Source organism: Tateyamaria algicola (assembly GCF_047715485.1).
In the GTDB taxonomy this organism is placed as follows: Bacteria; Pseudomonadota; Alphaproteobacteria; order Rhodobacterales; family Rhodobacteraceae; genus Tateyamaria.
Genome location: NZ_CP180422.1, coordinates 2449597 through 2463469 on the forward strand (window position 1 = coordinate 2449597; position 13873 = coordinate 2463469).

11 protein-coding genes are annotated in these 13873 nt (G+C 63.3%); 3 read left to right on the forward strand and 8 right to left on the reverse strand.

The annotated features are described in order from the left end of the window. Positions 1-37 precede the first annotated feature (37 nt). Both mnmD and ACMHLQ_RS14425 read left to right on the forward strand, forming a co-directional pair. Positions 38-706: a tRNA (5-methylaminomethyl-2-thiouridine)(34)-methyltransferase MnmD gene (mnmD, locus tag ACMHLQ_RS14420; RefSeq protein WP_415401391.1), complete on the forward strand. Its 669-nt coding sequence runs from the start codon at positions 38-40 to the stop codon at positions 704-706. Continuing rightward, on the forward strand, positions 703-1572 hold the full coding sequence (locus tag ACMHLQ_RS14425; RefSeq protein ID WP_415401392.1) for a DMT family transporter: 870 nt from the start codon (positions 703-705) through the stop codon (positions 1570-1572). Before mnmD ends, ACMHLQ_RS14425 begins: the two co-directional genes overlap by 4 nt. On the opposite strand, the gene ACMHLQ_RS14430 is transcribed toward ACMHLQ_RS14425, so the two are convergent. Next, on the reverse strand, positions 1537-3516 hold the full coding sequence (locus tag ACMHLQ_RS14430) for a transglycosylase SLT domain-containing protein (RefSeq protein WP_415401393.1): 1980 nt from the start codon (positions 3514-3516) through the stop codon (positions 1537-1539). The genes ACMHLQ_RS14425 and ACMHLQ_RS14430 overlap by 36 nt on opposite strands. A gap of 128 nt (positions 3517-3644) precedes the next feature. Between ACMHLQ_RS14430 and dapA the strand changes: the two genes are divergently transcribed. Next, positions 3645-4517, forward strand: a complete 873-nt coding sequence (gene dapA, locus ACMHLQ_RS14435) for a 4-hydroxy-tetrahydrodipicolinate synthase (RefSeq protein ID WP_415401394.1) — start codon at positions 3645-3647, stop codon at positions 4515-4517. Between the two features lie 35 nt (positions 4518-4552). On the opposite strand, the gene ACMHLQ_RS14440 is transcribed toward dapA, so the two are convergent. From ACMHLQ_RS14440 to ACMHLQ_RS14470, 7 genes are all read right to left on the reverse strand, one after another. After that, on the reverse strand, positions 4553-5425 hold the full coding sequence (locus ACMHLQ_RS14440) for a dimethyl sulfoxide reductase anchor subunit family protein (RefSeq protein ID WP_415401395.1): 873 nt from the start codon (positions 5423-5425) through the stop codon (positions 4553-4555). Beyond that, positions 5425-6183, reverse strand: a complete 759-nt coding sequence (locus ACMHLQ_RS14445; protein WP_415401396.1) for a 4Fe-4S dicluster domain-containing protein — start codon at positions 6181-6183, stop codon at positions 5425-5427. The genes ACMHLQ_RS14440 and ACMHLQ_RS14445 overlap by 1 nt, the downstream gene beginning before the upstream one ends. Beyond that, positions 6180-6389: a hypothetical protein gene (locus ACMHLQ_RS14450; protein ID WP_415401397.1), complete on the reverse strand. Its 210-nt coding sequence runs from the start codon at positions 6387-6389 to the stop codon at positions 6180-6182. The genes ACMHLQ_RS14445 and ACMHLQ_RS14450 overlap by 4 nt, the downstream gene beginning before the upstream one ends. Continuing rightward, positions 6386-9196 (reverse strand): molybdopterin oxidoreductase family protein, encoded by a 2811-nt coding sequence (locus tag ACMHLQ_RS14455; RefSeq protein ID WP_415401398.1) that lies wholly within the window; start codon positions 9194-9196, stop codon positions 6386-6388. The genes ACMHLQ_RS14450 and ACMHLQ_RS14455 overlap by 4 nt, the downstream gene beginning before the upstream one ends. After that, complete coding sequence (pta, locus tag ACMHLQ_RS14460; RefSeq protein ID WP_415401399.1) at positions 9193-10206, reverse strand: phosphate acetyltransferase; 1014 nt, start codon at positions 10204-10206, stop codon at positions 9193-9195. Before pta ends, ACMHLQ_RS14455 begins: the two co-directional genes overlap by 4 nt. 37 nt (positions 10207-10243) lie before the next feature. Further along, positions 10244-12022 carry a sulfoacetaldehyde acetyltransferase gene (gene xsc, locus ACMHLQ_RS14465; RefSeq protein ID WP_415401400.1) on the reverse strand — a complete coding sequence of 593 codons (1779 nt, stop codon included), beginning with the start codon at positions 12020-12022 and terminating at the stop codon, positions 10244-10246. A 117-nt stretch (positions 12023-12139) separates the two neighbouring features. Further along, positions 12140-13597 carry a PLP-dependent aminotransferase family protein gene (locus ACMHLQ_RS14470; protein ID WP_415401401.1) on the reverse strand — a complete coding sequence of 486 codons (1458 nt, stop codon included), beginning with the start codon at positions 13595-13597 and terminating at the stop codon, positions 12140-12142. Positions 13598-13873 lie beyond the last annotated feature (276 nt).

The window sequence follows — 13873 nt, forward strand, 5'->3', positions numbered from 1 at the left end:
CGCCAAGGTCGCCGCGACATACCTACAGGGGCGGGCAATGCAGGACCAGCGGGCAGAACTGGAGTGGCGCGACGGGGCGGTGCCGGTGTCGGTGCGCTTTGACGATCCCTATTTCAGCCTCGATGACGGGTTGAACGAGACGCGGCATGTGTTTCTGGACGGCAATGACCTGCCTGCGCGGTTTTGCGACGGGTTCCGGGTGGCGGAGTTGGGGTTTGGCACGGGCCTGAATTTTCTGGCGACATGGGCGGCGTGGCGTGCGGCGGGTGTGCCCGGCACGCTGCATTTCACCAGTTTCGAGGCCTATCCGATGGCACCGTCGGACATGGCCACGGCGCTGGCCGTGTTTCCCGAGCTGGCCGATCTGTCGGCGCAATTGGTGGCGGCGATTGGCACCGCGGGCGTGATTGCTTTTGACGGTGTGACGCTTGAGGTGATCGAAGGCGATGCGCGCGCATATCTGCCTGCGTGGGACGGACATGCCGATGCGTGGTATCTGGATGGGTTTTCGCCGGCCAAGAACCCCGAGCTGTGGAGCCCTGATCTGATGGCCGAGGTGGCCCGTCACACCGCCCCCGGTGGCACTGCGGCGACCTATACGGCGGCGGGATTTGTGCGCCGGGGGCTGGAGGCGGCGGGGTTTGACGTCACCCGCACGCCCGGCTTTGGCCGCAAGCGGCACATGACGCGCGCGACCTTGCGATGAGCGCGGGCAACAACACGCGCCTTGGCATCGCGCTGATGGTGGCCACATCGGTGGTCTTTGCGGGGCAGGACGGCATCTCGCGCCATCTGGCGGGCGAATACAACGTCTACATGGTCGTGATGATCCGCTATTGGTTTTTTGCCGCCTTTGTCATCACCATCGCGGGGCGCAAGGCCGGGGGGATCTCCGCCGCGGCGCGCACGAAACGCCCTGGTATCCAGATCCTGCGCGGCGGTCTGCTGGCGGCTGAGATTTGCGTGATGGTGACCGGGTTCACCATTCTGGGGCTAGTGGAAAGCCACGCGGTCTTTGCCGCCTATCCGCTGCTGGTGGCGGCGTTGTCCGGGCCCATCCTGGGTGAGCATGTGGGCTGGCGCCGTTGGGCGGCGATTGGCGTGGGGTTTGTTGGCGTGCTGTTCATCCTCAAACCAGGGTTGGGCGTGTTCAACCCGGCAGCCGTGATCCCGCTGATCGCGGCGATCATGTTTGCCACCTACGGGCTGCTGACCCGCTATGTGGCGCGCGACGATGACACCGCCACCAGTTTTTTCTGGACGGGCACGGTGGGGGCCGTTGGCATGACGGCGGTGGGACTGTGGTTCTGGGAGCCGATGACCGGGGCCGACTGGATGTGGATGGGCGCGCTGTGCCTGACGGGGTCGCTGGGCCATTGGCTGTTGATCCGCTGTTACGAGGTGGCGGAGGCCAGCGCGGTCCAGCCTTTTGCCTATTTCCAGATGGTGTTTGCCGCCGCCGTGGGCATCGCCCTGTTCGGCGAGGCCTTGCAGATCAACGTTCTGATTGGGGCGGCCATCATCGTGGCGGCGGGCCTATTCACCCTGTGGCGCGAACGGCAGCAGGGTTGAGCCGGTGAGTTCCTCGGTGAAGGACACCGGCAGCGCGTCCTTGCCCAGCCGCGCGCGGTAGATCGGCAGGCTTTCCGTCACGCGCATCACGTAGTTGCGGGTTTCGCGAAAGGGGATGTGTTCGATCCAGTCGATCACGTCGAAATCCTCTGTCTCGTTGCGCGGATCGCCATAGAGCCCCATCCAGCGTGTGGGGCGGCTGGGCCCTGCGTTATAGGCGGCTGACATCAGGATCACGTTGCCATCAAAGCGGCCCGCAAGTTCGCTGAGATACTGCGCGCCCAGTTCGGCATTGTAGACGGGATCGGCGGTCAGCCGGTCGGTGGAATGTTCGCTGCTGCGCCCGAGGCCTGCGGCGACTTCGCGCGCGGTGGCGGGCATGATCTGCATGAGGCCCCGCGCGCCCACGCCGGATTGCACGACCGGGTCGAACTCGCTTTCGCGTCGGGCGATGGCGAGGTTCATTTCCGGGGCCATGGGCAGATCGGCCTCGGCCAGCGGGTGCAAGGGATAGTAGGGGGCGGGCAGGGTGATGCCGCGCCGGGCCACGCGCTTGCCGATCATCACGGCCAGATGCGGTTGCTCGGCGTCGATGGCGGCCTGACCAAGTTGCCCGGCCTGCGCGCGGTCGAGGGATTCGGCCAGATGCGTCCAGAACCGTTCGGCGATGTCGCGTTCGCCCGAGGCCTGCAAGAGCAGCCCGGCCCGGAACAGATCACGCTGGTTGAGATCGGAGGTGCGCCAGTCAGCGAATGCCTCGTCCCCCGCAAGGGCCGGATCGACAGGCAATCCGCCCCGTTCTGCTGCCAGCAACCCATAGAACGACGTCTGGAACTGCGCGCCGTCTGCATAGGATGCCGCTGCCTCGTCCGTGTTTCCCATCGCCTCGTGCGCGCGCCCGATCCAGTAACCCGCCCGCCCGCGCGAGATGGGAGAGGCGATGGCGCTGCGGTGGTTCTTGAAATGGGCCAGGGCCAGTTCCGGGTCCTTGAGTTGGCGCAGGGCGATGTAGCCCGCCAGCCATTCCAGATCGGCATAGCTGGACCCGGCGGTCAGGAAATGCCGGGCGGCGAGTTGGTAGGCAATCGCGGCCTCCCCATCGCGCATCTCGTCGCGGGCCATGGCGCGGCGGCGGTTGGCCCATTCCTCGGGCATGCCCAGAGCCTCCGCAGAGCGTGAGCGGTCGAGCAGCAGTGCCTTGGCGTCGGCCCAACGCCCCTTGCGGATGCGCCATTCAAACCGGTCATGCGCGAGGCCGGGATCGTTTTGCAGCGCCTCTGGCACGGCTTCGATCAGGGAATCGACATTGCCCGCGCGGGCTTGCAGGGCGAAGCGGGCGCGGATCAGCGCGGCCTCGCCCTCGGGAATGAGGTCGAACATGGCGCGGGCGTTTTCGCCTTCGCCTTCCCACGCCATCGCGCTGGCCCGCGCGCTGTGATGGGGTGCGATGAGGTTGCGGTAAAGCGACAGGTAGAGCGCGCGTGTGCTGGACGACATGTCCATGCTGCGCCAGGCGAGAACGACGGTTGCGTGGGCCTCGCCCTCATTGCCCATGGCGGCCTGTGCCTTGGCATAGTCCAGCGCGCCCTGGGCGGTTTGTGGGGCGGTGTTTGCGTAGAATTTCAGCACGGCCTCTGGGCCCGCCTTGGCGACCGCGGGTTCGGATTTGCGGCGCAGAAATGCCTCGCCCGGCCAGTCGGGGCGTCGTGTGAGAAAGGCGTCGATGTCATCCCATGTGCCCCGCCCGGCGCGCAGGCGGTGCCATTCGATGATGTCGGCGGCCACCGGGCCATCGCGGGCTGCAAGTGCGGCCGCCGTATCCCAACTGCCGCCCCGCATCGCGTCCAGCGCCCAGCCCAACGGGCGTGGCCGTTCGGCCAGCGCGGCCACAGACAGCAGAAAAAGCGCCATCACGGCGAGGGCAATCCGGCTCATCACTTGCATTTCCTGTGGTCACATGGCTAGAGCCTCTGAGCATATGCACGATACGTGACGTTTCAACTCACCTCTGCGGCATATGCGCATTTCATCCCAGGCCATCCGCCTGCCACACGTAAAAAAGGAGCGTGAGAATGTTTAAAGGTTCTATGCCTGCCCTCGTCACGCCGTTTCGTAACGGCGCTTTGGATCTGGAAACCCTCAAGAAGCTGGTCGAGTGGCATATCGGTGAGGGCACACATGGGTTTGTGCCTGTTGGCACCACCGGGGAAAGCCCCACGCTGACCCACGAAGAGCATGAGACCGTGATTGAAACCGTGGTCAAGGCGACGGCGGGCCGCGTGCCCGTGATTGCCGGGGCCGGGTCGAACAACACGGTCGAGGCCATCCGCTTTGTCGAGCATGCCGCCCGTGTGGGGGCCGATGCCGCACTGGTTGTCACGCCCTATTACAACAAGCCCACCCAGCGTGGGCTGATTGCGCATTACACGGCGCTGCATGACTGTGCCGACATCCCGATCTTTATCTACAACATCCCGGGCCGGTCGGTGATCGACATGACACCCGAGACGATGGGTGAGCTGGCGAAACTGCCCCGTATTGTCGGCGTCAAAGATGCGACCGGTGACATGGCCCGCGTGTGCGACACACGCATCACCTGCGGCACCGATTTTATCCAGATGTGTGCCGAAGATGCGGTGGCGCATGGATTCAACGCCGTGGGCGGCGTGGGCTGTATTTCCGTGACCGCGAACGTGGCGCCCAAACTGCTGAGCCAGATGCAGGAGGCGTGCCTTGCGGGGGATTATGCGACTGCGCTGGAGATCCAGACCAAGCTGATGCCGCTGCACAAGGCCATCTTTACCGAGCCGGGGCTGGTGGGCGTGAAGTACGCGATGTCGCGCCTAGGCCTGTGTTCGGACGAGGTGCGCCTGCCGCTTGTTGGCCTTGCGGACGAGACCAAGGCACTGGTCGATGCCGGGCTGGAGCATGCCGCGCTTCTCTGAAAAGGAAAAGGCGGGCTTGTTTGCCCACCTTGCTTTTATCTTTTGCCGTAGTAGAGGCCGACCACATGCTCGGCCTCTGCAAAGAACAGCCAGCGGGTGGTGAGTGCCCCTGCGACATGGCTGACGACCGCCAACAGCGCAATGAAATGCGAGAAGGACGCGGCCAGCAGCAGGATCGGGATCACGGCCATCAGGACCAGACCGATCACGCGCAGTTTCATCGCATGTTTGCGGCCCACCACATAAGCAAACTCCTTGAGCAGGTAGTTGGTGCCGGTGTGGGGCGGTTCGAACGCGCGCACGCTGCCATCGGCGCCAAGACCCGTCGCTGTGGCGAGGTTAGAGCCGGACCCGGCCAACGCGCCGTCCCCTTGTGCCCAGAGGTACACCTGGATGACTGCGGCCACGACCAGCAGGCCCATGGCCCACGTGATCTGGCCAGACAGCAGGGCGCCGCCCGCCAGCGCATAGCTGAGGAACATGCCCGGTGTCGCGGGGGAGTTCCAGCGCGGGATGGTCTTGAGCTGGGTGTAGATCATGGATGTGGTGAAGATCGTCAGCAGCGAGAAGATCGCGCCGACAAATCCCAGCAGGCCCCACCGCTGGCCAAAGAACACAAGGCCCATGCCATAAAGCGCCATGACCAGCAGGGCGATGACAGCACAGACACCTTCGCGGCTGAGCCAGGAGGAGCGCCATTGCGTGAACGCCTTCATCGCGCGTTCGGGATGGCCAAGGTGGAAGGTCGACGAGATCAACCCGCCCACGGCGCAGAGATAGGCGATCACGAAGAACGCGAATGCCGTCCAGCCGGTGACGTTTGGATAGCCCAGGCCAAGGAAGGTCAGCAGGCCAAAGCCGATGCCCGAGAACACGGTGAAGAAGATGACGGAAGGTGCGGGATGCATCAGAGTTTCTCCAGCGTTTTGTCGAGCCAGCCGAGGAAGCCTGAGGCCTCTTGGGCCACGGGTTCGAGATAGGGGGCGAGGATGTCGATGTCGCCTGCGCCCTCGCTCAGCGTGTCCTTGGGGCGTGGCGGCAGGTACTTGTTGACCGGTTTGGTGCCTTGTTCGGGCATCAGGTCCATCCCGCCGCGTTCAGCCGTCAGTTTGGACACGTTGCTGTCGGGGTCTGCGAAATCACCAAAGTGGCGTGCACCGGCCGGGCAGGTGCGCACGCAGGCGGGTTCGCGGTCTTCCTCTGGCAGGTTTTCATTGTAGATGCGATCGACGCAGAGGGTGCATTTCTTCATCACCTTTTCGACGGCGTCCATTTCGCGCGCGCCGTAAGGGCAGGCCCAGGCGCACAGGCCGCAGCCGATGCAGTCGGATTCGTTCACCAGCACGATGCCGTCTTCGACCCGCTTGTAGCTGGCGCCCGTGGGGCAGACGGTGACGCAGGGCGCGTCCTCGCAATGCAGGCAGGATTTGGGGAAGTGGATGAGTTGCGCTTCGCCTTGGGGTGGCTGGACCTCGAAGCTGTGCACGCGGTTGAGGAAGGTGCCCGAGGGGTCGCTGCCATAGGCGTCTGTGTCAGACAGGGGCGCGCCGTAGTTTTCGGTGTTCCAGCCTTTGCATGAGATCACGCAGGCATGGCAGCCCACGCAGGTATCCAGATCGATGACCAGGCCGAGTTTGCGCGTCGTGGATTGGGGAAGAGTTGTCATGCGGTTGCTCCTGCTGCGGGGGCAGGACCGGGGCGCTGCCCCGGACCCCGGAGTTTAGTCTGCAAGATGAAGGGAGCAGTCTCGTTTTTCATGCCGATGGGGGCCGCTTTGGACGCGTCCCAGTTGGCGATGAAGTAGATGAACGTGCCTATGGCCACTGCGAGGAAGGCCGCGATGGCCAGGAGGGTGCGCTGGATGCCGGTCATTTGCCCACCTTCCACGAGAGTTGCTTGGGCCCTTTGCCAACGGGGGATTTGATCGGCTTCATCGCTGGTTGGGACTCGGCGGGCGCGTCGGCCTTTTCAATGCGGACCTTGAGGTCGAACCATGCGGCCTGACCTGTGATCGGGTCGGAGTTGGCCCAGCGGAGGCCATCGCCCTTGGGCGGCAGCAACTCGTGGATCAGGTGGTTGAGCAGGAAGCCTTTGGTCGCTTCGGGTGCGTTTTCGTCGAGTGCCCAGGCGCCCTTGCGCTTGCCGATCGCGTTCCACGTCCACACCGTGTTTTCGTTGAGCGCGGCCATTTCGAGGACGGGGACAGTGATCTCGCCATGGGGCGAGGTTACCTTGGCCCAGTCGCCATCTGTGAGGTTGTTGTCGCGCATCAGCTTGGTTGGCAGGTAAAGCGGGTTGTGCCCGTGCAATTGGCGCAGCCACGCGTTTTGCGATCCCCATGAGTGGTACATCGCCATGGGGCGCTGAGTGAGCGCGGTGATGGGGAAATCGTCCACCTTGTTCTCGGGGGCGGGGTCGTACCAGATCGGCAGCGGGTCCATCGTGGCCTTGATCCGTTCGCGCAGGTGATCGGGGGGCTGGCGGTCGCCGTGCCCTTCGGCGGCAAGCTGGAAGCGCCGCATGGGTTCGACATAGAGCGAGAACAGGTAGGGTTGGGGGCTATCATAGAGCCCGAGGTTGACCGCCCAGTCCTGATACCCGGCGTTCCAGGGTTTGTAGTAGTTTGCACCGTCCGGAATGTGTTCGACGAAGAAACCGCCGTTTTCGATGTATTTGTCGAGCTGGTCGGGGTTTACATCGCCGCGCCCGGCCTGATCGCCGTCGCCCCGGAAGCCTGCGAGCGGGCCGATGCCGGGTTTGCGCTGGTGGTTCACGATATAGTCGGCGTAGTCCGCGTACTTCTGGCCGCCGTCCTCGTTGGTAAAGCCGGGCAGGCCGAGTTTGGCGCCAAGTTCGCACAGCACCGACTGGAACCCGCGCACGTCGCGATCAGGTTCGATCACGGGCCAGCGGATCGCGTCGGCGGCGGCGTCAGCCTCGCAAATGGGCCGGTCGAGCAGCGAGATGCAGTCGTGGCGTTCGAGGTATGTGGTGTCGGGCAGGATCAGGTCGGCATAGGCGACCATTTCCGAGCTATACGCATCCGAATAGATGATGCGCGGGATGACGTAGTCGCCGTTCTCGTTCTTGTCCGTCAGCATGTCGATGACGCCGCGCGTGTTCATGGACGAGTTCCACGACATGTTCGCCATGTACATGAACAGCGTGTCGATCTTGTAGGGATCGCCCGCATAGGCGTTCGAGATCACCATGTGCATGAGGCCGTGGGCCGACATCGGGTTTTCCCAGGTGAATGCCTTGTCGATGCGCGCCGGTGTGCCGTCTTCTTTCAGGGCGAGATCGTCGGGGCCTTGCACGAACCCGAGGTGTGGGCCGTCGAGCGGTTTGTCAGGTGTGACGCCGCAATGGGGTTTCGGGTGCGCTGTGGCCGGTTTTGGATAGGGCGGTTTGAAGCGGAAGCCGCCGGGAACCTCGACACTGCCCAGCAGGATTTGCAGCACGTGCAGGGCGCGGCAGGTCTGGAAGCCGTTGGCGTGGGCACTGATGCCGCGCATGGAGTGGAAAGAGACGGGGCGGCCCTGCATCGTCTTGTGTGTTTCGCCGCGGAAGTCGGTCCACTCCTGATCCAGCTCGAATGCCTCGTCAAAGGCAACGCGGGCAATTTCTGCGGCCAGCGTGCGGATGCGTTTGGCAGAGATGCCGACACGGTCGGCCACGGCCTCGGGGGCGTATTCGTCGCTCAGATACCGCTCGGCCATGTGCTGCATGACGGTGCGGTGGCTGATGCCTGCGTGACGGTGCGTGGCGGTGAGGTCGGGTTTGACGCCCTTTTGGTCGAACGGGGTCAGTTTGCCGGTTGCGCGGTCCATCACCAGTTCTTTGCCGTCGTCATCGCGCAGCAAGAGGCCGAATTCGGGCGATTTCTCGTCGCCATTCACCAGGCAGGGCGCGTTGGTGTATTGCGCGAGGTAGTTCACGTCGATCTTGCCAGCCTTCATCAGGCAGTGGACCATCGACAGGATGAACAGACCGTCGGTTCCGGGTGTGATGCCCACCCAATCGTCGGCTACGGCGTTGTAGCCGGTGCGGATCGGGTTCACGCCGATGACGCGGGCGCCGCGCGCCTTGATCTTGCCGATGCCCATCTTGATCGGGTTGGAGTCGTGGTCTTCGGCCACGCCGAACAGCATGAACAGCTTGGTGTGGTCCCAATCGGGCTGGCCGAATTCCCAGAACGCGCCGCCCATCGTGTAGATGCCTGCGGCCGCCATGTTGACCGAGCAGAAGCCGCCATGGGCCGCGTAGTTCGGTGTGCCGAAGTTCTGGGCGAAGAAGCTGGTGAAGGATTGGGACTGGTCGCGGCCTGTGAAGAAGGCCAGCTTGCTGGGGTCATCCTTGCGGATGGGGGCCAGCCAGTCGGTCGCGATTTGCAGGGCCTCGTCCCACTCGATTTCCTGGAACTCGCCCGCGCCGCGTTCGCCAACACGTTTCAGCGGCTTGCGCAGACGCGACGGCGCGTTGACCTGCATGATGCCTGCCGAGCCCTTGGCGCAGAGCACGCCCTGGTTCACGGGGTGGTCGCGGTTGCCTTCGATATAGGCCACCTTGCCGTCTTTAAGATGCACGTTGATGCCGCAGCGGCAGGCGCACATGTAGCATGTGGTTTTGCGGACCTCGTCAGAGACCTTGGGCGACAGATCGAGCTTGGGCTGGTTCATGAGGTCTCCTGATTGGCGGCGGCTTGCAGGGCGGTGACGGCGATCATGTGCATGACATCATCGGCCGTGCATCCCCGGCTAAGGTCATTTGCGGGTTTGGCGAGGCCCTGAAGGATCGGGCCGATGGCGGTGCAGCCGCCGACACGTTGCGCGATCTTGTAGCCAATGTTGCCCGCATCGAGATTGGGGAAGATCATCACATTTGCATGGCCTGCAACATGTGACCCTTTGGCCTTGCTTGCCCCCACATCGGGGACAAAGGCGGCGTCGAACTGTAATTCACCGTCCGAGGCGATCTGCGGGTGCTGTTCCTTGAGGATCGCGGCGGCGTCCGTGACCTTGGTCACGTTCGGATGGCGCGCGCTGCCCATGGTGGAAAAGGACAGCATGGCCACCTTGGGGTCTGCCCCCAGAAGGGCGGTGTAAGAGGCGGCGGATTGTGCGGCAATGGCTGCCAACTCTTCGCTGTTCGGGTCGATGACGAGGCCGCTGTCGGAAAAGATCATCGCGTCACGCCCCGACGGGTGACCATCGGGCAGCACCATGAGGAAAAAGCTGGAGACGAGGGCGGCGTCCTTGGCCTTGCCGATCACTTGCAGGGCGGCGCGTACGGTGTCGGATGTTGTCGCGACTGCGCCGCCGACTGTGCCATCTGCCTGACCCTGCCGCACCATCATGGCGGCAAAGACCAGCGAGCCGCGCACCAGTGCATCGGCCTTTTCGGGCGTGACGCCCTTGTGTTTGCGCAGCTCGTGAAACGCGTCGGCAAAAGGTGCAGTTTGGGAGGATGTCGCGGGGTCGGCGATCCGCAATGTGTCAGAGGCGGTGGCGCCTTGCGCGCTCAGCTCAGCCTCGATCAACTGGGTCTCGCCAACAAGGGAAACGGTGGCCAGCCCGATCTGGGTGGCACGAATGGCGGCAGCCACGATCCGGGGATCGTGGCCTTCGCTTAGCACGATATGGGCGGGGTGGGCGGCTGCGCGCGCCTGGATATTGTCAAGCACGCTCATGCCGCCCACCCTGTTCGTTCGTTAAAGTCCACGTAGATTACACAACCTGCGGACGCATGTCGTCTTTGCTGATGCCGGCCACTTCGACGGGCTTCTTCATCGCGTCGCGGCGGAAGGGGTCGCCCAATTCCTGGTTGATCATCGCTTCGATCAGGGTGGTGACACCGTTTTCCATCTGGTCCTTGATCGCCTGGTCCAGTGCCGCTGTCAGCTCTTCCTGGGTGCGGCAGATCACGCCCTTGAGGCCACATGCATTGGCGATACCGGCGTAGGACACCTGCTCGTCCAGCTCGGTGCCGACAAAGTTGTCGTCGAACCATAGGGTCGAGTTCCGCTTTTCCGCGCCCCACTGGTAGTTGCGGAAGACGATCTGCGTGATGGCAGGCCAGTCGCCGCGGCCGATGGCTGTCAGCTCGTTGACCGAGATACCGAAGGCGCCGTCACCGGCGAAACCCACAACCGGCACGTCAGGCTTGCCGATTTTCGCACCCACGATCGAGGGCAGGCCGTAGCCGCAGGGGCCGAACAGGCCGGGGGCCAGGTACTTGCGGCTTTCGTTGAAGGATGGATAGGCGTTGCCGATGGCGCAGTTGTTGCCGATGTCGGACGAGATGATCGCCTCGACCGGCAGTGCGGCCTGGATCGCGCGCCATGCCATGCGGGGGGCCATCCAGTCGGGTTTGGCCGCGCGGGCACGTTCGTTCCAGTTGGTGCCGGGATCGTCCTGTTCCTCGGTCATCGAGGTCAGTTCCTGCGCCCATGCGGATTTGGTGGTTGCGATGGTGTTCTTGCGCTCGGCGCGGTTGGTGTCGCCTGCGTCATCGCTGAGTTGTGCGGTGATGCCGTTGGCCACTTTGGCTGCGTCGCCGACAATGCCGACTGTGACTTTTTTGGTCAGGCCGATGCGATCGGGGTTCAGGTCGACCTGAATGATCTTGGCGTCCTGGGGCCAGTAGTCGATGCCGTAACCGGGCAGTGTCGAAAACGGGTTGAGGCGCGTGCCGAGGCACAGAACAACGTCGGCCTGGCTGATCAGCTGCATGCCGGCCTTGGAGCCGTTATAGCCCAGCGGACCTGCGAACAGCGGGTGGTTGCCGGGGAAGGCGTCGTTGTGCTGGTAGCCAACGCAGACGGGTGCGTCGAGTTTCTCGGCCAGAACGCGCGAGGCTTCGATGCCGCCCTTGGACAGAACCGCGCCAGCACCGTTCAGGATGACGGGGAATTTGGCTTCGCTCAGCATCTTGGCGGCTTCGGCCACGGCGGTGTCACCACCTTGGGGCAGTTCGAAGTCCACGATGACGGGCAGTTCGATGTCGACCACTTGGGTCCAGAAGTCGCGGGGGATGTTGATCTGTGCGGGGGCCGAGGCGCGCTTGGCCTGCATGATCACGCGGTTCAGGGTTTCGGCGATGCGCGACGGGTCGCGGACCTCTTCCTGATAGGCGACACAGTCAGCGAACAGGTTCATCTGTTCCATTTCCTGGAAGCCACCCTGACCGATTGTCTTGTTGGCGGCCTGCGGTGTGACCAGCAGAACCGGCGTGTGGTTCCAGTAGGCGGTTTTCACGGCGGTGACGAAGTTCGTGATGCCCGGGCCGTTTTGCGCGATCATCATGCACATCTTGCCGGTGGCGCGGGTAAAGCCGTCGGCCATCATGCCGCCGGATGTCTCGTGGGCGCAGTCCCAGAATTTGATCCCGGCATCGGGGAAGATGTCGGAAATCGGCATCATGGCCGAGCCGATGATCCCGAATGCATTGTCGATCCCGTGCATTTGCAGTGTTTTTACAAACGCTTCTTCTGTGGTCATCTTCATGGGGCGCTCTCCAAATAAAAAGGGGGGCGTCGAATCGCCCCGAGTACGTTGTCGCTCAGGTTAGAGGCCTGAGCGGGTTGGCGTTAGGGCCAGTTGAAATGCCCATTTAAGTCCAGCTTAGCCATCAAGGCAGTTTGCGATCAGTTCAATCCCATCGCTGATGCGATCCGCTTGGATCGAAGAGTATCCGAGGCGGTAATAGGTGCGGGGCTGATCCTCGCCGGAAAAGAAGGTGTGCCCGGGTTCGATCAGCACGCTTTTGTCCTGCAATTGTGCGGCGAGGTGGCGCGCGTCGTGCCCGTCGGGCGCGCGCATCCAGAAGGATGAACCGCCAAACGCGCCGATCCCGGCGATGTCGAGGCCGTGTGCGTCGATCGCCTCTTGCATGATGGAACGGCGGGTGTGCAGGGCGGCGCCCATCTTGCGGATCTGTGCATCATAGTGCCCCATCGACAGGAAATAGGCGGCTGTGCGCTGGATATGCCCAGGCGGATGGCGCAGCACGGAGGTGCGCAGCGCCCGCGCCTCGCGCACAAAGGGTTCCGAGCCGACGAGATAGCCCAGTCGCAGACCCGGAAACAGCGATTTGGAAAAGCTGCCCACATAGATCACGCGCCCGTCCGTATCCATGGATTTGAGTGCAGGCGAGGGCGGTTCGAGGAAGGACATCTCGAACTCGTAATCATCCTCGACCACCAGCGCATCGAGGTCGCGGGCGCGGTCCAGCAAGGCCTGCCTGCGTGCCATGGGCATGGTCGCGGTGGTGGGGCATTGGTGGCTGGGCGTGGTAAAGATCACGTCCGCTTCGGGCGGGATCGCATCGGGCGGCAGGCCGTCGCGGTCGACCCGCACAGGGGCCATGTGGCAACGCGATTGCGTGAGGATTTCGCGCAAGGCGGGATAGCAGGGATCCTCGAACGCGGCCGTGCGGCGTTGGGTCAGCAGCACCTGGGCGGCCAACCACAGCGCGTTCTGTGCGCCCAGCGTGATCAGGATCTGATCGGCATTGGCCGCGATGCCGCGCCGGGGCAGCGTATTGCGCTGAATGAACTCGATCAGTTGCGGGTCGTCCCGATCGAAATAGTCAGAGGTCAGGGCCGAAAAGTCGCGCTGTCCAAGCGCCTGTAGCGCGCATTGCCGCCAGTTGGCGTGATCGAACAGTTGCGGGTCGGTCTGGCCATAGATGAACGGATAGCGGAACCGCGCCCAATCCTGCGGCTTGGTCAGCGTTTCGCCCCCCGCAAAGCGCTGTCCGATGGCGCGTGTCCAGTCGACGGAGTCACTGGCCGCGTGCTGGGGTTGGAACACGGGCGGCACAGGCGCATTGGAAGAAACGTAATACCCGGAACGCCCCCGCGCGGTGAGGTAGTCGGAGGCCACAAGTTCGGTATAGGCGAGGGTTACGGTGATCCGGCTGATGCCCAGATGGGTGGCAAGCTTGCGGGTCGAAGGCAGCTTTTCCCCGGTGCCGAACCGGCCCGACAGAATGCCATGGGCAATCATCTGCTGCACCTGGCTTTGCAGGGTGCCCTGATGTGTGGGCGACAAGAAGAAAGTTTCGACGGGCAGGGCCATATGCGCAGCCTAATCTGGCCTTACGCCAAATGCAATCTGGCATTAAATGCGGGTGAAAACGCTGCGCATACAGTAGATGGTGCATACGCATATGTCAAGGCATTTCAATATTAATGAAACGTTTTGTATCAATAATTGTGGAAATTGCAATATCGCCGATGTGGCAGCTGCGCAGTGGCCCGACGCATGCGATACACCCTTTCACCTTGATGGGTGCGCCTGATGTCTTCGGAGCACGTATACGGCATTGCCAATAGGGCATCGCCTACGGACATG